Source organism: Photobacterium profundum, assembly GCF_003026285.1.
Classification (GTDB): Bacteria; Pseudomonadota; Gammaproteobacteria; order Enterobacterales; family Vibrionaceae; genus Photobacterium; species Photobacterium profundum.
Window position 1 is genome coordinate 83,539 of record NZ_PYOD01000011.1, and the last position, 20,648, is coordinate 104,186.

Below are 20,648 nucleotides of genomic sequence, written 5' to 3' on the forward strand. Positions count from 1 at the left end.
TTGATCAAGGTTTTGTTGATATTTCTCACTTGCCCCCAAGCGCATAAGGAAATATCCTTGGTTTGCCACTGTTTATAGGTATAACTATGGAAACTGAGATAGAACTGAAGCTTTTCGTTTCGCCGGAATTTTCGAGTCATTTATTGCGCAAAATATCTGAATCGAAAATACTGCAGCAAAGCAGCCGCATGCTTGGCAACGTCTACTTCGACACACCCGAGCAAATTTTGCGACAGCACGATATAGGCTTGCGTATTCGTCGCTATGATGACGTATATGTTCAGACACTAAAAACGGCGGGTCGTGTTGTTGCGGGTTTGCATCAGCGTCCGGAATACAACGCTGAAACCAATAGCACGATACCTGATCTTACTTTACATCCGGTCGATGCATGGCCAGAAAGTGTAGATGTTGCCGATATTCAACAGCAACTTCAGCCATTATTTTCAACTGATTTTGAGCGTCAACAATGGTTGGTTGCAATGCCTGATGGTAGTCAGATTGAATTGGCTTTTGATCAGGGGCATGTTAGTGCCAATGGCCAAACGACTCCCATCTGTGAAGTTGAGTTAGAACTGATTTCTGGTCAAACCGATGCTTTGTTTACATTAGCTCGCGAGCTTTGTACCGAAGGCGGTATGCGTCTGGGTAATTTAAGTAAAGCGGCACGAGGTTACCGCCTTGCTGCGGGGTATGAGGGCGATGATGTTAAAGCGTTGACCTTTGTGAATGTTGAACCTCAAGACTCAGTTGAAACGGTTTTCGTAAATACGTTAGAACATGCTTTAGGGCATTGGCATTATCATGAGCAGATTTTTGCTGAGTGTCATGATCTAGCCGCGCTTAGCGAACTTAAAAATGCCTTAAGTTTAATTCGACAAGCCTTTGTTGTTTTTGGTGGCGTGATCCCTCGCCGTGCGAGTGCATTAATTCGACAAGAATTACAGTGGCTTGAAGGTGAACTTCAGTGGTTAAATGAAGCGTCAAATATTGTGGCAATTCAGGCAGAAAAAGGGAGTTTACTGAAAAAATTAAATACCCGTAAACCATTACTTCAGCAGTTGGATGCTCGCTTTGAAGCGCTACCGACTGCCAGTGATATGTTGCAGCTATTACAATCTGCACGATATTGCGGTTTACTGCTTGATTTAAGCCGCTGGATTTTAAGTCGAGGTTGGCAGCCATTCCTTGATGACAAAATGCGGAATAAATTAGCGGATAATATTAAACCGTTTTCTGATAGTGCGTTATCTCGTTCATGGGAAGAGCTACAAGATGTTTTCCCTTCTTCTCGTGAATTAAATCGGATTGATTATTTTGATCAACAACCCCGGTTATTACGTAATTTGATGAGCGGTATGTGTTTTGCTGAGCTGTATGATGAAGGTAAACGCTCGTACTTTAGAATGCCATGGCAAGACCTTTTACAAGGTATTGAAGATCTCCATCAACTAGATGTGGTTCGTTCTCTTGTGGTCCTTCAAGGCGATGAAGAAGATCAAGCTCAGATTGAAAAATGGCTGAGTCGTAAAGAAGAATCATTGATCCATGCGATGGATCAGACGCGTCAAATGGGGATTGAATTAACTCCGTACTGGCCATAAACAATAGCTTGGCTAAACGTCATGTCTGATTGTTATGCTCACATTTGAAATCACATAAAAGAAGCGCGCCTATTGTTGGGCGCTTTTTTATGCTCACTTTTTATGTTTTTCGAGGTGCTCAAGGCTCGTATTGTTATTCAGGCGAGACTCTAAGTTTTCTAATCGTTCAATCAGTCGCGTTTGTGACTCGAGCATTTGTTGCCATTCTTTCTTTCGTTTTTTTTCATTCGTTTCTTTCTGTTTTTGTGGGCCAGTAATCACAGAACTGACTAAACCTGCCACCATACCAAACAGACCCACCCCACAGATTATAATTACAGCAGCCAATAATTTACCGGAAATAGTAACGGGATAGTGGTCGCCATAGCCTACGGTCGAAATGGTTACAAATACCCACCATACTGCATCAGTAGCAGAGTGAATATTAGCGTTAGGGTCGCTACCTTCTAAAATTAATATCAGCGCAGAACCGACAGTTACAAGTACCGTAATTAATAAAAAAATGGTGGCGACGGTCGCTTCTCTGCGATTACTTCGGATATGAGCCAACACTTGCTGGCTAGAACGGATTAGCCGTAATACGCGAAATATTTGTAATACGCGAATATAGCGAACAGGTTCAATGATTGGAATGCTGGCAATGAAGTCTAACCAATGGGTTTTAAGGTAGTTGATTTTCTGCTTAGAACGGCATAAATCGGTCAATAATTGGCTCCAAAACATTAAACAGATAAATGTATCAATGCCCAGAAATAGTCTGTAAACATCATCTGTTTGCGGAATAAATATTAAACTGGTCACAATCGCTAACGACATGAAAGATAATATTAAAGCCATCAAGCTCATTGGATGCAACTCATGTTTGACGCCGTCGATCTTTTTCATTATTTAATCTTCACAATCTGCTGCCGATAGTTAATATAGCTATAGTTTTTTTGAGCTTTGAAATAATTCAGGCTTTTTCGATTCAATGGGTAAAGCAATCGGTTTGTTGGGCATGATGTCGCTATCACTATAAACAACTGAGATCGTTGAAGCCAGTGCACAATTAAATAGGGAGATACCAAATGACCAAGATGGTGTTCAAACCATGGGAAAAAGGATTAACAAATATACGTCTTGTGCCTAAGCTCGTATTGTTAATGGTATTCAGTACGTTGCTACTGATTGGTAAACAATTATGGGATGCAAATACCTTTCATCAGTCAGTTGTGCAGATTCAACAAGATCGTTCTGAAGAGTTAGCCCAAGCGAACGCTGCGTTATTAAATAGTTTTCTTGCCCAAGGCGAAAGCGGCAAGGCAATGGCAGAGCAAATAATTAATACACAAGCTGCAAGCTGGCAAGAAGGCGCATACCTCTATTTAGTTGAGCGTGATACTGGAAAGGTGATTGGTCATCCTACGGCCCGTTCTATCAGTAATTTAACGGATATCACTGATCAAGGTATCTCTTTAGCGCGGTATTTTTCACAGCATACTGGTGCAGGTTCTATTGTTCTTAACGATCAGGCTCGTTTTGACTATGCGATTGAATTACCTCAGTGGAACTGGTTGGTTGTTGCATCGCAGTCTGCGTCAGTCGCTGATGGTTACTACAATGGTTTTCTTACTCAGGTGGCTTGGCAAACGGGTTTAATGATTGTGGCATTCATGGCCATTTTATTGGGTGGTTCCAGTGTGATGCTACGCCAGACACAGTATTTAGCCGATAGCATTAAAAAGTTGGCCGATCGTGATTTATCTCAACCGATCAACATGGATTGCAATGATGAATATGGCGATTTGGCGCGTGAGCTTGAACGAACGCGGGTGCAACTGCGTGATGTGATGGGTAATCAACGTGAAACATCAGCAGAACTGTCTTGCTTGGCCGAGATTATGTCGATCAGTATGGTGGAAACGAAAGAATCGGCCAAAGAAGAATTTACTGAAATTGATCAACTTGCTTCTGCAATGAGTGAAATGACCTCGACGGTACAAACAGTTGCTGAGCATGCTCGTGATGCATCAAATACCACTGAAGGTACCTCTGAGCAAGCGGCACAGGGGCAAGAGTTTGTCTCGAAAACCATCGTTACTATTAATCAACTATCTCAAGATATTACGCAATCGGCTAGTGCGGTAAATCAAGTGGAAGCACGTGTTGATCAAATTGGCAGCGTTATTGTTACTATTCAAGGTATTTCCGAGCAAACTAACTTACTGGCATTGAACGCAGCTATTGAAGCGGCACGTGCGGGTGATGCCGGGCGCGGTTTTGCGGTTGTGGCAGATGAAGTGCGTAACTTGGCACAGCGAACCCAAACAGCCACGGTTGAGATTCAAGAGATGATCTCTCAATTACAAAGCAGCGCTAATCAAGCGGTTGATTTGATGGAACAAAGTGTTGTAGAAGCTGCTGAAGGGGTTGATTTAGTGACTCGAGCTGGCGGCGAGTTAGATAAAATCGTTGAGCAAGTGCAAAAAATCAATGACATGAACTTCCACATAGCCTCGGCTGCTGAACAGCAAACGGCAGTAGCTGATGAGATGAATCAAAATTTAACCAATGTTCGTGAATTGGTTGAAGCCTCCGTGACGGTTGTAAGTGAGCTGTCAGAAACATCAGACACGATGCAAGCTTACGCTAATGATTTGGAAGGGAAGATCCAAGCATTTAAAGTGTAAAAATTATCGAGTAGTGAGAAAGCACTCATCTTCAATGTTTTTATAAAGCGCCCACCTCTAGGTGGGCGTTTCTTTGTGGTATCGTAATTAGTATATCCCCGAGCTTTCTCTTATTGGCGATAACAATTTGGTGATAACAATGGCGTGAGCGATAAGCTCATCAGGAAAAAGGATCAAAGGAACTGCGATGACTCAACACCTAGAGCGACCTGAATTATTGTCTATAGCCGCAACCAAAGCGTTAGATAAACTTCAACAAGCCCATCCTGAACTCTTGTCTCAGTGGCCAATAGAGCGTCAAAATGAACTTGAAACCGTGATTGGTTTAAGTGATTTTATTGCATCATCCTTAGTGTGCGATGGGCAATTGTTACCTTGGTTATCCGAACATCTTGATGATAAAGAGCACGCAGAGCAATACCGTCAACAACTTGAAATAAAGTTAGCGGCCACGGCAGATGATGTCGGGTTAATGCGTCAATTACGCGCCTTTCGACGCCAAGAAATGGTGTGGATTGCGTGGCGCGATTTCACGAATAAGTCCACATTAGAGCAAAGCCTTACACATCTCTCTGAGCTTGCTGAAGCCCTTATTATGGAAGCGTATCAATGGCTTTATAATCAATGCTGTAAAGAATGGGGTACGCCTACAAACTCTGCAGGTGAAGCGCAGCCGATGTTGGTGCTTGGGATGGGGAAGTTAGGTGGTGGAGAGCTCAATTTTTCTTCTGATATTGATCTTATTTTCACTTACCCCGAAAACGGTGAAACGGTAGGTGGTCGCCGTAGCATGGCAAATGCCCAATTCTTTACCCGTTTAGGTCAGCGTTTAATAAAGGCACTTGATCAGCCAACCTATGATGGTTTTTGTTATCGTGTTGATATGCGGTTACGCCCATTTGGCGACAGTGGTCCTTTAGTGATGAGCTACGCGGCACTAGAAGATTATTATCAAGAGCAAGGGCGAGATTGGGAACGTTATGCGATGATCAAAGCGCGTGTAATGGGGCGTGAAAGCTTTACCCAATACCAAGAGTTACGTCAAATGTTACGTCCTTTTGTTTTCCGTCGTTATATTGATTTCAGTGCCATTCAAGCATTGCGTCGCATGAAATCCATGATCAGCAGCGAAGTGCGACGTCGTGGTCTCAGTAATAATATAAAGTTAGGTGCGGGTGGTATTCGAGAAGTTGAGTTTATTGCCCAGTCATTCCAGCTCATTCGCGGCGGACGAGAGCCAAGTTTACGTGGTCGTGGCTTATTGGAAACCTTGGCTGCAATGAAGCAATTGGCATTACTGCCAGAAAAACAGATTGAGCACCTTGAGCAGGGCTACTGCTTTTTAAGAAAGCTAGAAAACTTACTACAAGCAATTGATGATAAACAAACCCAAACCTTACCCGATAAGCCATTAGATCAAATACGCTTAGCGTTTGCGATGGGCTACGCCGATTGGCAAGCCCTGCTTGAAGCGACAGAGCGACATATGAGTAGGGTTCATCAGGTGTTTGACGATATTATCGGTACTGAAGAGGATGACGCTGGGTGCTCTGTTAGTGAGCAATACCATGAAATGTGGGCAATGGCGAAAAATGAAGATGTTCTGCTGAGTATTATGGCAGAACTCGATGCGGCAGATCCCGCTAGCCAAGTTAGCACCATATTGGGGATGAAAGCGGAATTATCGAAGCGCACGTTAGGGCCTAGAGGGCGAGAAGTCCTCGCAAAGCTGATGCCTGACGTTTTATCTCGTATTGTTCCACGTCCTGATGCTTCGGCCGTACTGGCGCGAGTGACTAAATTAATTGTGCGTGTTGCAACCCGGACCACATATCTTGAGTTGCTTGGCGAGCACCCTGCAGCATTAGGGCAATTAATTCGATTATGTGCTGCGAGCCCGATGGTGGCAGAGCAGTTAACGCAATATCCGATTTTGCTTGATGAGCTATTAGATCCTCAACATTTATATAACCCAACCCCATTGGAACAATATGGTGATGAGTTACGTGAATACCTTGCTCGTATCCCTGAAGAAGATATGGAGCAACAAATGGAGGCTATTCGTCAGTATAAGCAAGCGCAATTATTACGCATTGCAGCAGCTGATATAGCGGGTGCGTTGCCCTTGATGGTGGTGAGTGATCACCTTACATACCTTGCTGAGGCAATTATCACAGCAGTGGTGAACCAAGCTTGGTTACAAATGGCCGAGAAGTATGGTGAGCCCACCCATTTAGTTGATCGTAATGGCAAAGGTTTTGGTGTTATTGGCTACGGAAAAGTCGGCGGTTGGGAGTTAGGTTACGGTTCTGATTTAGATGTGGTTTTCTTACATGATTGCCCTGCCGATGTTTATACCAACGGTAAAAAAGAGATTGATGGACGTCAGTTTTATTTAAGGCTAGCGCAGCGTATTGTGCATTTGTTTTCGACGCGAACATCTTCTGGGGTGTTATACGAAATTGATATACGCCTTCGCCCGTCAGGTGCCTCTGGTTTATTGGTAAGTACTGTTGAGTCTTTTGATGAATACCAACAAAAAGAAGCATGGACATGGGAACATCAAGCATTAGTGCGTGCCAGAATGATCTATGGCGATATACCATTATTCGATGCTTTTTCTGATGTTCGAAAACGCATTCTAACTCAACCTCGAGCTCCCCAACCACTACAGGCTGATGTAGTGAGCATGCGTCATAAAATGCGCGAGCATTTAGGCAGTAAAAAAGCCGGTATGTTTGGCTTAAAACAAGATAAAGGCGGTATTACTGATATTGAGTTTTTAGCGCAATATTTGGTACTACAACATTCACATATTGAACCTTATTTAACACGCTGGTCCGATAATGTTCGTATTTTTGATACTATGGCGGAATGTGAAGTATTGAGCTTGCCTCAAGCATCGGCATTGAAGCAAGCCTATTGTGTGATGCGTGATGATATTCACCGTTTGAACTTACTTGGATTACCCGCTTATGTTGATGAATCACAGTTTGTCACTGAGCGTGAAACTGTACAGCAGATTTGGCAAGAATACTTGGTACCAAGTAGTGATGAATAATACGTTTTTATTAAAAAATCATTACCTTAATGAATGCTTAAAATAAATTAATAGCCCTTATTTTTGGTCAAAGCCAACTAAGTGTATTTAAACCGCCGTAATGTAAGGCATTTTCACTTTATGTTAGTATTTGGCGATTTTCACTATCCCGGAGATAAAAATGAAACTGACTCTTCCTGATTATGATCAAGCTAGTGTTCTGGTTGTTGGAGACATCATGCTTGATCGTTATTGGTATGGACCCACTGGGCGTATTTCGCCTGAAGCGCCAGTACCTGTAGTCAAAGTTGAGCAGATCGAAGAACGCCCTGGTGGTGCTGCAAACGTTGCAATGAATATTGCCGCCTTAGGTGGGCATGTTCATTTAGTTGGGTTAACAGGGATAGATGAGCCAGCGAAAGCCTTAAATGAAAAGCTGACCTCGCTAGATGTACGGTGTGATTTTGTGTCGTTGCCTGATTACCCAACCATTACCAAATTGCGTGTAATGAGCCGTGGGCAGCAGATGATCCGGTTAGATTTTGAAGAAGGTTTCCATGGTGTGGATAAGGGCCTTATTCTGCCGCGTTTAGAGCAATCTTTAACGCATGTAAAAACGGTTATCTTGTCTGATTATGCGAAAGGTGCACTGGAGCATGTCAGTGCCATGATTAAGCTAGCACGTGAAGCGGGTAAGCCCGTCTTTATCGATCCTAAAGGTACCGATTTTGAACGCTACCGTGGCGCCACATTATTAACCCCTAATCTATCTGAATTCGAACTTGTTGCTGGTAAAGTGACGAGCGATGATGAACTAGTAGCAAAAGGTTTTGAGCTGATCGAACGATTTGATTTTGAAGCGCTATTGGTTACACGCAGTGAACATGGCATGACCTTGCTACAGAAAGGACAAGCGCCTTTACATCTGCCGACACTTGCTCAGGAAGTTTATGACGTAACAGGTGCTGGCGATACGGTAATTTCAGTATTAGCTTCTTCTGTTGCTGCGGGGAAGTCGTTAGCGGATGCTTGTAAGCTAGCCAATGCCGCGGCAGGTGTCGTGGTCGCTAAGTTAGGCACGTCGACACTATCAACCATTGAACTGACTGAAGCTATTTATGGTAGCCAAGATAGTGGCTACGGTGTGATTGTTGAAGCAGATCTTAAGCAAGCGGTATCAGTAGCAAGAAAACGTGGTGAAAAGGTTGTAATGACCAATGGTTGTTTCGATATCTTGCATGCGGGTCATGTCGCTTATCTAACGGAAGCCGCTAAATTAGGTGATCGTTTAATTGTTGCGGTGAATTCTGATAGCTCAGTGCAAGGTCTAAAAGGTCCTGGTCGTCCAGTTAACCCAGAAGATCGTCGTATGGCTGTATTAGCGGGCTTAGGTGCTGTTGATTGGGTGGTTCCATTTACGGAAGAGACGCCACAGCGTTTAATCAGTGAGATATTACCAAGTCTGCTGGTTAAAGGTGGTGATTATAAACCTGAAGATATTGCGGGCGGAAAAGAGGTTGTTGCTGCTGGTGGCGAAGTGCGTGTTCTGAGTTTTGAAGATGGCTGTTCTACCAGTAAGATCATTGAAGCGATTCGTGGCGGCAAAGGTTAATACTATTCTGGTTCACTCTGGATAAATATTGGTTTTTGATTCCACTTGCTAGAATTGAAGCATAAAAAAGCGCCATAGAGTATGGCGCTTTTTTTATATCTGTATCGTTGCACTACCTACTGTGAAGTACTACTCGATAGAAGCAATGCGAACGATAAGATTATTTTTTGGCTGCAATCAAGCCTTTGTTAACATCAATGATGTCTTGTTCGTTCAATGAACCAACCGCTTGTTTTAGCTGAATTTGACTGATGATGTACTGGTAACGAGAGCTTGATAGTTGACGGTTTGCATCGTATAAACGACGTGTCGCATCAAGAACATCAACAATAGTACGTGTACCTACATCAAAACCAGCTTCAGTTGCTTCTAGTGCTGATTTAGCTGAAATAACAGATTGTTGGTAAGCACGGATAGCACCAATCGTGGCATTTATATTGTTATAAAGAGCTCGTACATCTTTTACAACACCACGGTATGAACCTTCTAAATCTTCACTCGCAGACACATAGTTAAACTGTGCCTGTTTTACTTCAGACGTTGTTCTACCACCGGTATATACAGGTAAATCTAAATTGATACCTGCTGTTAATGTACCTTCATCGGTTCCAGTAATTTTATCGTCGTAGTTGTAACCCGCATCAAATGATAATGTTGGTAAGTGACCAGATTCAGCAAGTGAAATATTATCACGTGCAACATCTTGAGAAATACGCGATGTTAGCAAGGTTAAGTTTTCATTGGCTGCATCTTGTAGCAAGCTTTCAACGTTCGATTGTGGTGCGCTAGCAGAGAAACGTGCCGTATCTAAGATATTTAGGTTAGTGTGTTCTTGACCCGTGATCTCACGAATTTCTTCGTAGCTGTTGATTAGTGCATTCTCATTCAGAATTTCATCAGCTAATACGCTATCATATTGAGCCTGAGCATCATGCACGTCAGTGATCGCAGATAGACCAACCTCAAAACGTTGCTTAGTTTGCTCTAATTGACGACCTACCGCGGCTTTTTCAGCACGAACAAACTCTAGATCATCCATTGCTTTAAGCACATCGAAATAAGATTGTGCGACACGGTAGATTAAATTTTGCTGTGATGCGGCGTAAGAGGCATCGCTTTGGCGGGCCACTTTTTCTGCAATATCGAGATTTATCCAGCTAGAGCGATTATAGATAGACTGACTAAGGCTCAAACCACCGTTAAAACCATCAGAATCACCATCTAAAGTCGCAACGTTATATCCAGCCGTTAAATTAATTTGTGGCAGAAGTGAACTACGCGATGAGTTGATTGCCTCAAAAGCAGAATCTTTATCTGAAGCCGCTCTTAATAACTGAGGATCGTTTTGTTTTGCTTGTTGGTAGATGTTAGCAAGATCATCAGCCAGTGCCGTTTGGCTGAAACTGCCAAGCGCAACGCTAATAATGAGCGGAAGCAATTTTTTCATGGATGCCTTTCCTGGTCCTGATAAAAGATAAAAATATACGCAAAGAATCAGTGTACCTTAAGTAAGCTTACTAGGAACTGATCATTACGTAGTTTTACTTAATATATAGTTGTTTATTTAATCATATGTGATTGTAAACTATCCAACTAGGAATGATTACTTAAAAAAATTCACAAAATTTATGATAAATGTTGAATTTGATCATTGCTGCTGACCCTTTTGAATGAAAAGATAGGGGATAAAGGAGAGCATGGATGACCCAAAAAGTGCCTTTAAGTGAAAACCAACCTTTTTATACCAAGGATGATGTTGAAATTTTGTCGTCCGAGAAAGTATATAACGGCTTTTTCAACATGGTGAAATACCGCTTACGACATAAATTGTTTGATGGTAGTTGGAGTAAACCACTTGATCGTGAATTATTCGAACGTGGTCACGCTGCGGCATTGCTGCCTTATGATCCCATTGAAGACAAAGTCGTGATATTGGAACAATTTCGTATTGGCGCGATGGTGGCTGAATTTACACCGTGGCAGTTAGAAATTGTTGCAGGCATTATTGAGCCTGGTGAATCCGCTCACGATGTTGCGTGTCGCGAAGCGGTAGAAGAAGCTGGCTTAACGGTGACTGATTTAGAAAAAGTGACACGTTATTTATCTAGCTCTGGTGGTTGTTCTGAAGCATTGGATGTCTTTGTTGGTCGTGTTGATAGTACGCAAGCACAAGGGATTCATGGCCTTATTGATGAAGGTGAAGATATTCGCGTTCATGTGATAACACGACAAGAAGCTTATCAGTGGGTAGAGTCGGGAAAAATTGAGAATGCAGCCTCGATCATTGCGCTACAATGGTTGCAGCTGAACTACTTACGTTTGCAAAGTAAATAGTCAATGTCGCGAGCTAATTTTGGATTGTGCTGGCGAAGTAGTTCTGAATGATATTAACCAAATCGATTGCACTTTCAGTGGTCTAAGGACACCGTTTGAATAAGCGATATACTGTTGATCTCACGGGTTTAATGCGTTTGTATGAAACCAATTATGCGAAGCTTCTTCCATTATTGCCCAAAAGTGATGACGTCGGAGATGAATGCGCGTATTTAGTTTTTGAACATGAGTATCGACTTAAAATTACTGAGTCAACTCGCTATACCACAGTAATTTGCTTATGGTTGCATAATGAAACAGATGCAATGGAATACTTAGTGCCGCGTTTAACAGTAAGGTTATATCACGATGCAAAAGTGGCGGAAGTGTGTTCTGCTCAGCAGATTTCACGACTTAAGCCACGGTATGATTATCCCAATTTACGTATGTATCAAAAAGATGAAAAACATCAAGTTAATCGCTTTTTGGGAGATTGGCTGACCTATTGCCTCAAGAATGGGCTCAGGAAGCAATCAATTTGTTAATTGAATTAGAATAGACAAGGTTTTTGACGTTTTGCAGAAGTATTCTCTGCCACAAACGAACCCTAATAGTGTGGTTCTACTTCAAATAACTGATACTCATCTATTTGCAGATGAGTCAGGTTGTTTGTTGGGGGTGGCAACTAAAGATAGTTTTAATGCAGTGATAGACGCTGTAGATGCTTCCGCACGCCCGTTTGAAGCTATTGTAGCAACAGGTGATATCTCACAAGATCATACTGATGAATCTTATCAGCATTTTTCAGATGGTATTTCCCGCTGGTCTCAACCTTGTTTTTGGTTGCCAGGTAACCATGATTATCAGCCTGCTATGCACTCTGTTTTGCCATCGCCACAAATTAAATCGTGTGAGCAAGTGCTTGCAGGGGATTATTGGCAGGTAATATTACTTGATAGCCAAGTTCAGGGTGTACCGCATGGTGAGCTAAGTGAAGCACAATTGTTAATGCTGGACGCTACGTTAAAGGCATACCCAGAACGTCATGCTTTAATATTATTGCATCATCATCCATTAGTGGCGGGCAGTGCTTGGCTTGATCAGCATCAGCTGCACAATAATGAAGCCTTTTGGCAAATCATTGATAAGTACCCTAAGGTGAGTGCAGTCTTGTGTGGGCATATCCATCAAGAACTTGATTGTATATATCATGGCGTGCGTGTGCTTGCGACACCGTCAACTTGTATTCAGTTTTTACCTGATTCAAATGATTTTGCTTTAGACAAAACTAACCCTGGTTGGCGTTACCTTGAATTAACCCGAGAAGGGCAGTTAAATACTGATGTTTGTCGCTTACAAGGTAGACGCTTTATTCCCTTGTTTAATTCAGCAGGCTATTAAATGAAACCGTTGTTGCTTTATATCCATGGATTCAATAGTTCTCCCTTGTCATTAAAAGCGCAGGTAATGGCAGAGTACTGTAAGCAACATCGACCCGATATCCGTGTTGAGATCCCGCAAATGCCTTGCTATCCAGCACAAGCCGCCAAATTTATTGATGATTTAGTTAGCAACTTTAAGCAAGATTATACGATAGGCTTAGTCGGTAGCTCATTAGGTGGATATATTTCGACATGGTTAAATAGTCGTCATCAGCTTCCTGCTGTATTGGTTAATCCTGCGGTAAAGCCTTATGAACTACTGCAAGATTATCTTGGTGAACAAGTAAATCCTTATACCAGTGAAAAGTATTGGCTGAAGCCTCAGCATATTGATGAGTTGAGAGCCATGGATGTTAAACAACTTGCTGATCCAAAACACTTTTGGTTGTTACAACAAATGGGTGATGAAGTCTTAGATTATCGCCAAGCTGTAGATAAATATGCCGCGAGTAAACAAACAGTGGAGCCTGATGGTGACCACAGTTTTGTTGATTTTGAACGCTTTCCTGCCGATGTAATTCAATTCTTAAAGCTATAGCCATAAATAATTTAAGGTTATAGTTCGACTCACAATTGTGAGTTTTACCGTTGACCTCCGCTTGACAACTAAGCCGAGGTTACTGACTATTGTTGCCAAATTTCTAGTAGCCTTCCGTAATATGACAGAGCAAAGCTATAACGCCGGATCCATTGAGGTTCTAAATGGCCTTGAGCCAGTACGCCGCCGCCCAGGTATGTATACCGACACGGTTAGGCCTAATCACCTTGGTCAAGAAGTAATTGATAACAGCGTCGATGAAGCGCTGGCAGGTCATGCCCGAAAAGTAGAAGTGATCCTTCATGCTGACCAGTCACTCGAAGTGATCGATGATGGCCGAGGTATGCCTGTAGACATTCACCCTGTAGAAGGTGTGTCTGGTGTTGAGCTTATTTTATGTAAGCTGCATGCGGGAGGGAAATTCTCGAATGATAGCTATCAGTTTTCTGGTGGTTTGCACGGGGTAGGTATTTCTGTTGTAAATGCCTTGTCTAAACGTGTTGAAGTATCCGTAAAACGTGATGGTCAAATTTATCAAATTGCATTTGAACATGGCGATAAAGTATCAGAGCTTGAAGTGATTGGTACCTGTGGACGTCGTGCGAAAGGTACACGTGTGCATTTTTGGCCTGATGCTAGATATTTCGATAGCGCTAAATTTTCGGTTACACGGCTAAAAAGTGTCTTAAAAGCCAAGGCGGTTTTATGTCCAGGGCTTGAGATTGTTTTCACCAATAAAATTGCTGATGAAACCGTTCGTTGGTGCTACGAAGATGGATTAAAAGATTACCTGCTTGAAGGTGTAAAAGGGTATACCTTGCTACCTGAAGAGCCTTTTGTTGGCGTATTTACCAGCCAAATTGAAGCGGCTGATTGGGCGTTGCTTTGGTTGCCAGAAGGCGGTGAATTAATCACCGAAAGCTACGTTAACTTAATTCCGACCGCGCAAGGCGGCACGCATGTTAACGGTTTACGCCAAGGTCTATTAGATGCCATGCGTGAGTTCTGTGAATTCCGTAATCTACTACCACGTGGTGTAAAATTAACGGCCGATGATATTTGGGATCGTTGTGCGTATGTTCTATCGGTTAAAATGCAAGATCCTCAGTTTGCAGGGCAAACGAAAGAGCGTTTGTCATCGCGTCAATGTGCAGCCTTTGTGTCTGGTGTTGTAAAAGATGCCTTTAGCCTTTGGTTGAACGAACGACCACAACTTGCAGAGCAACTAGCAGAAACGTGTATTGCGAATGCGCATCGACGTATGCGTGCCAGCAAAAAAGTGGTTCGTAAAAAAATCGCTTCAGGACCAGCTCTTCCAGGAAAATTGGCCGACTGTTCTCAACAAGATCTTAATCGCACCGAGCTTTTTTTAGTGGAAGGTGATTCGGCGGGCGGTTCAGCGAAGCAAGCTCGTGATCGTATGTTCCAAGCGATCATGCCATTGCGCGGTAAAATTCTAAATACTTGGGAAGTGTCTGCTGATCAAGTGCTGGCATCACAAGAAGTGCATGATATTTCTGTTGCTTTGGGTATTGACCCAGACAGCGATGATCTTAGCGGCTTACGTTACGGTAAAATTTGTGTGCTTGCCGATGCCGACTCCGATGGGTTACACATCGCAACCTTGTTGTGTGCTTTGTTCATGAAGCATTTCGAAACCTTAGTACGTGCTGGGCATGTGTATATTGCAATGCCGCCACTGTACCGTATCGATTTAGCTAAAGAAGTGTATTACGCACTGGATGAAGACGAAAAGAACGGTATTTTGGATCGCTTAAGTACCAAGCGTGGCAAAGTGAACGTTCAGCGATTCAAAGGTCTGGGTGAAATGAACCCACTGCAATTGCGTGAAACAACAATGGATCCAAATACACGACGTTTGGTGCAGTTAACGATTGATGATGATACAAAAACCAATGAAATGATGGATATGCTGCTAGGTAAAAAGCGTGCAGAAGACCGTCGTTTTTGGTTGCAAGATAAAGGCGATATGGCAGAAGTCTAATTTGATTAGACCTAGCTTTTAATAACGTTTTTATTGTGTGTCGGCATGCATAAGATTGAGTTTATGGGTTGTTGGAGTACGTTTGTAGTGCTCAAACAGCCCGTAAAAATAAATATATTAAACGGATTAACCCACGATGACTGATGTCTCAATGGATGGCGTAGAACAGCTTCCGCTTAGGAAGTTTACCGAAGACGCTTATTTAAATTACTCCATGTATGTAATCATGGATCGTGCCTTACCATTCATTGGCGATGGCTTGAAACCGGTTCAACGTCGTATTATTTACGCCATGTCTGAGCTGGGTCTAAATGCGACGGCTAAATATAAAAAGTCAGCGCGTACTGTTGGTGATGTACTCGGTAAATTCCACCCGCACGGTGATTCTGCTTGTTATGAAGCAATGGTATTAATGGCTCAGCCATTTTCATATCGTTATCCGCTTGTTGACGGTCAAGGCAACTGGGGGGCACCTGATGACCCTAAATCCTTTGCGGCAATGCGTTACACCGAATCACGCTTATCGCGCTTTTCAGAGGTGCTACTGAGCGAATTAGGGCAAGGAACGGCTGACTGGGTGCCAAACTTTGATGGCACCATGAATGAGCCGAAAATGTTACCGGCGCGCTTACCGCATATTTTGCTAAACGGAATAACGGGTATTGCCGTTGGTATGGCGACAGATATTCCACCTCATAATGCTCGTGAAGTGGCCAACGCAGCCGTGCATTTACTTGATAATCCGAAAGCTGATCTTGATGAATTAATGGAATTTGTTAAAGGGCCGGATTATCCAACTGAAGCAGAAATTATTACCCCAGTTCATGATCTAAAGAAAGTGTATAAAAGTGGTCGTGGTAGTATTCGAATGCGTGCGATATGGCATAAAGAAAATGGCGATATTGTTATTACTGCATTGCCACACCAAGTGTCTGGTGCGAAGTTATTAGAACAAATCGCGAACCAGATGCGAGCCAAAAAATTGCCAATGGTTGAAGATTTGCGTGATGAGTCTGATCACGAAAACCCAACCCGTATCGTTATTGTGCCGCGTTCAAACCGCATTGATAGCGAACAATTAATGAACCACTTGTTTGCTTCAACAGACTTAGAAAAAAGTTTCCGTGTAAACCTTAATATGTTGGGTCTTGATGGCCGTCCTCGGGTGAAAGGCTTACTTGAGATCATCACTGAGTGGTTGGTTTTCCGCCGTTCAACAGTGCGCCGTCGTCTACAGTATCGTTTAGATAAAGTGGTTGCGCGCTTACATATTTTGGAAGGTTTACTCGCGGCTTATCTTAATATTGATGAAGTTATTGAGATCATCCGTAATGAAGAGAACCCCAAAGCGGAGCTAATGTCTCGCTTTGAACTTAGCGTTATTCAAGCGGATGCCATTTTAGAAATTAAACTGCGTCAGTTGGCAAAATTAGAAGAAATTAAGATCCGTGGTGAACAAGATGAGCTCGCCAAAGAGCGTGATTATCTTGAGAAACTTCTAGGGTCAGAGCGCCGCTTAAGCACTCTAATTAAAAAAGAAATTCAAGCCGATGCAGAGAAGTATGGCGATGATCGTCGCTCTCCATTGGTTGAGCGAGCAGAAGCAAAAGCGTTAACTGAGCGAGATTTGATCCCAAGCGAAGCCATTACGGTTGTATTGTCTGAGAAAGGTTGGATTCGTCATGCGAAAGGCTATGACGTTGACCCAACAAGCTTGAGTTATAAATCAGGCGATAACTACTTAGCTCATGCGCGTGGTAAGAGTAACCTACCGGCGATTTTAATTGGTTCTGATGGTCGTAGCTATGCGTTGGAATCGCACTCTTTGCCTTCGGCTCGTAGCCAAGGTGAGCCAGTAACAGGGCGACTTAATTTAACCCCAGGTACTAATCTTCGGCAAGTACTTATGGCCGATGATGAACAGATGTGGCTAATGGGCTCTGATGCGGGTTATGGCTTTATTTGTAAGAGTACCGATATGGTCTCGAAGAACAAGAGTGGTAAGGCGTTACTGACAGTACCAGAAAAAGCAAAAGTGATGGCTCCACAGCCTATCTCGAATCTTGATACCGATGAGATTTTAGTGATTACCAATGAAGGCCGAATGTTGTTATTCCCAATCAAAGATTTACCGCAATTAGGTAAAGGGAAGGGAAATAAGATCATTAATATTCCATCGGCTCGTTCTAAGTCGCGTGAAGAGTTCTTGTCACAACTCATTGTGTTACCACAAGGAGAGCAAGTCACGATACATGCTGGTAAGCGAAAGATGGGCTTAAAAGCAAGTGATCTTGATAACTTCCGTGGTGAACGTGGTCGCCGAGGCACGATGCTGCCTCGTGGTCTTCAAAATGTTACCCGCTTGGAAATCACCTCTACAGCACAGGCGTCAGATAGTCCTGAATAAGCCTGATTAGAGAAATTAATCTATATACAAACCCTTCATCATGGAGGGTTTGTTCTTTTTATTTGTCTGTCAGTTAACAGTTTCGTTTGCTAGAAAGTCGTGTAAATAGGTTTATGTTCAATTAATACACATAATTGATGTAATTTCTCTTTGCCTGAGTATACTAGCGAACGCTTGTACGCTGAGGAGAGCTCCATGATATTTTTATTGCGCATTGTAGCCATCGCAATTTTTGCCGTTTTCATGTTTGTATTTGGTTGTGGTTACTGCTTATTTAGCCCACGAAACCCTAAACATGTGTATACGTTAGGCCGTTTATTTAGCAAGATGACACGTATATTAGGGGTAAAACTCGAAGTTCGCCATGCTGCCGGTGTCAATGATTCGGGAGCGAAAGTGTATGTTGCCAATCATCAAAATAATTATGATTTGTTTACTGTTTCAGGCGCAATTATGCCTAAAACTGTGACTGTCGGTAAAAAAAGCTTGGTGTGGATGCCGCTATTTGGTCAATTCTATTGGCTAACAGGCAACATTTTGATTGACCGTGCTAACCGTAGTAAAGCCGCTGGTACAATTGGGCAAATAGTCAGTAAAATTAAAGAACAAAAAGTGTCTGTCTGGATGTTCCCTGAGGGTACGCGCTCTCGAGGTCGAGGTTTATTACCGTTTAAGACTGGTGCTTTCCACGCGGCAATTGGTGCAGAAGTACCCGTTGTACCTATCGTGTGTAGTTCAACAGATAAGATTAAATTAAACCGTTGGAATAATGGTGTTGTGATTGTTGAAATTATGCCACCTGTATCGACGGAAGGGCTAACAAGAGAAGATGTGCGTGAGCTATTAAAGACATGCCGCGACATGATGAAAGACAAGCTAATAGAGCTTGATGCAGAAGTCGCGACACGCACAGGAAAGTAAAAGGTTCATCTAGCAGGGCTTGTAGAGTAACGGGGCTAGATATTGACCTCGAATAAAAAAGTGCCACTATTTAACAAGGACATGCAGATGAGTATTCGCATGTCCTTTTTGTTTTTAATGTGTAGAAGATAGAGCTCATGATAATTGAAGAACAGGTTGTATTGGTCGATCAGCAGGGGCGAGCACTAGGTTTGCAGGAAAAAATGCAAGCTCACCGTGATGGAGCTTTGCATTTGGCTTTTTCTGTTTTGTTGTATCGTGAGACGACGCAGGGCATAGAATTTCTCATGCAGCAGCGAGCCCTGGGTAAGTATCACAGTGGCGGTTTATGGACCAACACATGTTGCTCTCACCCTAGGCAAGGTGAAACGTTAGAGCAAGCAGGTTTGCGTCGTTTAACCGAAGAGATGGGCATTGTCGGCTTAGAATCATTGGATGATATTGCAAGCTTTGTTTATCGTGCAAAACTTGATAATCAATTAATCGAGCATGAGTTGGATCATGTATTGATCGCCAACGGGGCTGAATTAGTGATCATTCCTAATTCTGAAGAAGTGAAGTCTTATCGCTGGTGGTCTAAAGCAGATCTTGAGTTAGGGCTAGCAGATACCCCAGAACTATTTACGGCTTGGTTTCCTCAAGTATTACAGTATGTAATTAATGAGTTATCAAGTTAGTAATAGCAGTAGTATCAAGCGAAGAAAGTATCTAATACCAATTTAGGCAATTATCTGATCATCCTTGCTGGTTAAAATAACTTATAACTACGTTAGAAATTTTATAATTAGAACCACTAGTTACTACAATTTCTGTCTTGTTATTATCCATTTTCTCTACGCAATTATTTGACCATTTACTTATCCAGAATGGTATAATCATCGATTCATTCTAATAGAATAGAAAAACAAAAAAAGCTGCCAAAGGCAGCTTTTTTTTATTGGTTTCATAAATCAAGATTCAAGCGAATTACTTACGAACGGCAATTGCTTCAATTTCAATTTTTACATCTTTTGGTAAACGCGCAACTTCAACACATGAACGTGCTGGGTACGGTGCGTTGTGCTCATCAAAAAACTGACCATAAACTTCATTTACCGCTGCAAAATCATTAAGATCTTTGACAAAGACAGTCATCTTTACGATATCTGAAACGCTAAGACCAGAAGACGCTACAACGGCTTTTACGTTTTCTAGAGACTGACGTGCTTGCTCTGCAATAGCTTCTGGCACTTCACCTGTTACAGGGTTTACTGGAATTTGACCAGAAGTAAGCACCATATTACCAAGGTCAACACCTTGTACGTAAGGGCCGATAGCAGCAGGAGCTTGATCTGTATGTAGAACTTGAGTCATTGGTTATCCTTATTCAGTCATTCACAACTAAAGATGAAAGCCAGCAATCGAATTACTGGCTAAAAGTGTTCTTAGTGTGCAACTCAATATCGCTTAGGTCAAAGCAAAAACGATGTAATGCATCTATATCAACGTTCTGTGACGTAAGTTAAGCGGGTATGCCCAGTCGGGTTTTGACAACCTTTTCGCACTCTTCAATACGCATGATATCTTTGGGTGCCACCATCACGGTATCATTACCACCCACGGTGCCTAGTATCTCAGCGTGAGGCTGAATATCGATTAAGCGTGCGACTAATTGCGCGCCACCAGGATGTGTCTTTACTACAACGACCAATTGGTTGTGAGTAATGAATTCAATTTGTGATGATATTGATGAGCCGACTTGAACGGGTTCATTCTCAACGGTTAAGCAGTAAACTTTCTTACCATAAGCATTAGGTACTTTTGCAACGCTTAGGCGAGACAATAAACGTGACACCGTTGATTGACTAACATCATCGTAACCTAGCTCAATTAGTCGATGCCGAATGTCGTCTTGTGTTGTGAAACTTTGCTGTTGTAACAAGCGTTTACATGCACTAGTAATGCTTTCGTCAGCAGCTGTTAAATCTATCGCGCCGTGCATATCGTATCCATTCACGGGCAACTCCTTATTATTATATGAGAGACAAAGATCGTATCGTTATTGTTTTCTTTAAATTATTTATGCACATGATGCATAATCTTTCATAAGGATAATAT

At 42.5% G+C, this 20,648-nt stretch carries 16 protein-coding genes; 12 read left to right on the top strand and 4 right to left on the bottom strand.

What is annotated here, in order from left to right; all coding sequences use genetic code 11:
* Positions 1 to 86: 86 nt before the first annotated feature.
* The gene (locus tag C9J48_RS20235; protein WP_006228341.1) at positions 87 to 1,604 is read left to right on the top strand and encodes a CYTH and CHAD domain-containing protein; all 1,518 of its coding nucleotides are present in this window, start codon (positions 87 to 89) and stop codon (positions 1,602 to 1,604) included.
* Positions 1,605 to 1,697: 93 nt separating this feature from the next.
* Here the strand turns inward: C9J48_RS20235 and C9J48_RS20240 are convergent, their stop codons facing one another.
* A complete protein-coding gene (locus C9J48_RS20240; RefSeq protein WP_006228340.1) occupies positions 1,698 to 2,489 on the bottom strand; it encodes a potassium channel family protein in 792 nt (263 codons plus the stop codon).
* A 182-nt stretch (positions 2,490 to 2,671) separates the two neighbouring features.
* Between C9J48_RS20240 and C9J48_RS20245 the strand changes: the two genes are divergently transcribed.
* From C9J48_RS20245 to hldE, 3 genes are all read left to right on the top strand, one after another.
* The gene (locus tag C9J48_RS20245; protein WP_006228339.1) at positions 2,672 to 4,273 is read left to right on the top strand and encodes a methyl-accepting chemotaxis protein; all 1,602 of its coding nucleotides are present in this window, start codon (positions 2,672 to 2,674) and stop codon (positions 4,271 to 4,273) included.
* 187 nt (positions 4,274 to 4,460) lie between these two features.
* A complete protein-coding gene (gene glnE / locus C9J48_RS20250; RefSeq protein WP_006228338.1) occupies positions 4,461 to 7,334 on the top strand; it encodes a bifunctional [glutamate--ammonia ligase]-adenylyl-L-tyrosine phosphorylase/[glutamate--ammonia-ligase] adenylyltransferase in 2,874 nt (957 codons plus the stop codon).
* A gap of 160 nt (positions 7,335 to 7,494) precedes the next feature.
* On the top strand, positions 7,495 to 8,925 hold the full coding sequence (gene hldE / locus C9J48_RS20255) for a bifunctional D-glycero-beta-D-manno-heptose-7-phosphate kinase/D-glycero-beta-D-manno-heptose 1-phosphate adenylyltransferase HldE (RefSeq protein ID WP_006228337.1): 1,431 nt from the start codon (positions 7,495 to 7,497) through the stop codon (positions 8,923 to 8,925).
* A 160-nt stretch (positions 8,926 to 9,085) separates the two neighbouring features.
* On the opposite strand, the gene tolC is transcribed toward hldE, so the two are convergent.
* The gene (tolC, locus tag C9J48_RS20260; RefSeq protein ID WP_006228336.1) at positions 9,086 to 10,372 is read right to left on the bottom strand and encodes an outer membrane channel protein TolC; all 1,287 of its coding nucleotides are present in this window, start codon (positions 10,370 to 10,372) and stop codon (positions 9,086 to 9,088) included.
* 254 nt (positions 10,373 to 10,626) lie between these two features.
* Here tolC and nudF point away from each other — a divergent pair, with 254 nt between their 5' ends.
* The 8 genes from nudF (at position 10,627) to idi (ending at position 19,228) form a co-directional block, all read left to right on the top strand.
* Positions 10,627 to 11,259, top strand: a complete 633-nt coding sequence (gene nudF / locus C9J48_RS20265; protein WP_006228334.1) for an ADP-ribose diphosphatase — start codon at positions 10,627 to 10,629, stop codon at positions 11,257 to 11,259.
* 95 nt (positions 11,260 to 11,354) lie between these two features.
* Positions 11,355 to 11,783 carry a DUF1249 family protein gene (locus C9J48_RS20270; protein ID WP_081450062.1) on the top strand — a complete coding sequence of 143 codons (429 nt, stop codon included), beginning with the start codon at positions 11,355 to 11,357 and terminating at the stop codon, positions 11,781 to 11,783.
* Between the two features lie 31 nt (positions 11,784 to 11,814).
* The gene (cpdA, locus tag C9J48_RS20275; protein WP_006228332.1) at positions 11,815 to 12,639 is read left to right on the top strand and encodes a 3',5'-cyclic-AMP phosphodiesterase; all 825 of its coding nucleotides are present in this window, start codon (positions 11,815 to 11,817) and stop codon (positions 12,637 to 12,639) included.
* The gene (yqiA, locus tag C9J48_RS20280) at positions 12,640 to 13,218 is read left to right on the top strand and encodes an esterase YqiA (RefSeq protein ID WP_006228331.1); all 579 of its coding nucleotides are present in this window, start codon (positions 12,640 to 12,642) and stop codon (positions 13,216 to 13,218) included.
* 121 nt (positions 13,219 to 13,339) lie between these two features.
* A complete protein-coding gene (gene parE / locus C9J48_RS20285; RefSeq protein ID WP_006228330.1) occupies positions 13,340 to 15,223 on the top strand; it encodes a DNA topoisomerase IV subunit B in 1,884 nt (627 codons plus the stop codon).
* 136 nt (positions 15,224 to 15,359) lie between these two features.
* Positions 15,360 to 17,630 carry a DNA topoisomerase IV subunit A gene (gene parC, locus C9J48_RS20290; RefSeq protein WP_006228329.1) on the top strand — a complete coding sequence of 757 codons (2,271 nt, stop codon included), beginning with the start codon at positions 15,360 to 15,362 and terminating at the stop codon, positions 17,628 to 17,630.
* A gap of 195 nt (positions 17,631 to 17,825) precedes the next feature.
* A complete protein-coding gene (locus C9J48_RS20295; RefSeq protein ID WP_006228328.1) occupies positions 17,826 to 18,551 on the top strand; it encodes a 1-acylglycerol-3-phosphate O-acyltransferase in 726 nt (241 codons plus the stop codon).
* Between the two features lie 137 nt (positions 18,552 to 18,688).
* Positions 18,689 to 19,228, top strand: a complete 540-nt coding sequence (gene idi / locus C9J48_RS20300) for an isopentenyl-diphosphate Delta-isomerase (protein WP_006228327.1) — start codon at positions 18,689 to 18,691, stop codon at positions 19,226 to 19,228.
* Positions 19,229 to 19,517: 289 nt separating this feature from the next.
* Here the strand turns inward: idi and C9J48_RS20305 are convergent, their stop codons facing one another.
* Together C9J48_RS20305 and C9J48_RS20310 are read right to left on the bottom strand one after the other, a co-directional pair.
* Positions 19,518 to 19,904 (bottom strand): RidA family protein, encoded by a 387-nt coding sequence (locus C9J48_RS20305; protein WP_006228326.1) that lies wholly within the window; start codon positions 19,902 to 19,904, stop codon positions 19,518 to 19,520.
* A gap of 148 nt (positions 19,905 to 20,052) precedes the next feature.
* Positions 20,053 to 20,532 carry an arginine repressor gene (locus tag C9J48_RS20310; protein WP_036802331.1) on the bottom strand — a complete coding sequence of 160 codons (480 nt, stop codon included), beginning with the start codon at positions 20,530 to 20,532 and terminating at the stop codon, positions 20,053 to 20,055.
* Between the last annotated feature and the right edge of the window lie 116 nt (positions 20,533 to 20,648).

What these genes read in the sequence shown, in the direction of transcription:
- C9J48_RS20235 (WP_006228341.1), top strand. Translation starts at nt 87, where the DNA reads ATGGAAACTGAGATAGAACTGAAGCTTTTCGTTTCGCCGGAATTTTCG.
- C9J48_RS20310 (WP_036802331.1), bottom strand. Translation starts at nt 20,532, where the DNA reads ATGCACGGCGCGATAGATTTAACAGCTGCTGACGAAAGCATTACTAGT.
- yqiA (WP_006228331.1), top strand. Translation starts at nt 12,640, where the DNA reads ATGAAACCGTTGTTGCTTTATATCCATGGATTCAATAGTTCTCCCTTG.
- C9J48_RS20305 (WP_006228326.1), bottom strand. Translation starts at nt 19,904, where the DNA reads ATGACTCAAGTTCTACATACAGATCAAGCTCCTGCTGCTATCGGCCCT.
- C9J48_RS20240 (WP_006228340.1), bottom strand. Translation starts at nt 2,489, where the DNA reads ATGAAAAAGATCGACGGCGTCAAACATGAGTTGCATCCAATGAGCTTG.
- hldE (WP_006228337.1), top strand. Translation starts at nt 7,495, where the DNA reads ATGAAACTGACTCTTCCTGATTATGATCAAGCTAGTGTTCTGGTTGTT.
- C9J48_RS20245 (WP_006228339.1), top strand. Translation starts at nt 2,672, where the DNA reads ATGACCAAGATGGTGTTCAAACCATGGGAAAAAGGATTAACAAATATA.
- idi (WP_006228327.1), top strand. Translation starts at nt 18,689, where the DNA reads ATGATAATTGAAGAACAGGTTGTATTGGTCGATCAGCAGGGGCGAGCA.
- tolC (WP_006228336.1), bottom strand. Translation starts at nt 10,372, where the DNA reads ATGAAAAAATTGCTTCCGCTCATTATTAGCGTTGCGCTTGGCAGTTTC.
- C9J48_RS20295 (WP_006228328.1), top strand. Translation starts at nt 17,826, where the DNA reads ATGATATTTTTATTGCGCATTGTAGCCATCGCAATTTTTGCCGTTTTC.
- parC (WP_006228329.1), top strand. Translation starts at nt 15,360, where the DNA reads ATGACTGATGTCTCAATGGATGGCGTAGAACAGCTTCCGCTTAGGAAG.
- parE (WP_006228330.1), top strand. Translation starts at nt 13,340, where the DNA reads ATGACAGAGCAAAGCTATAACGCCGGATCCATTGAGGTTCTAAATGGC.
- nudF (WP_006228334.1), top strand. Translation starts at nt 10,627, where the DNA reads ATGACCCAAAAAGTGCCTTTAAGTGAAAACCAACCTTTTTATACCAAG.
- glnE (WP_006228338.1), top strand. Translation starts at nt 4,461, where the DNA reads ATGACTCAACACCTAGAGCGACCTGAATTATTGTCTATAGCCGCAACC.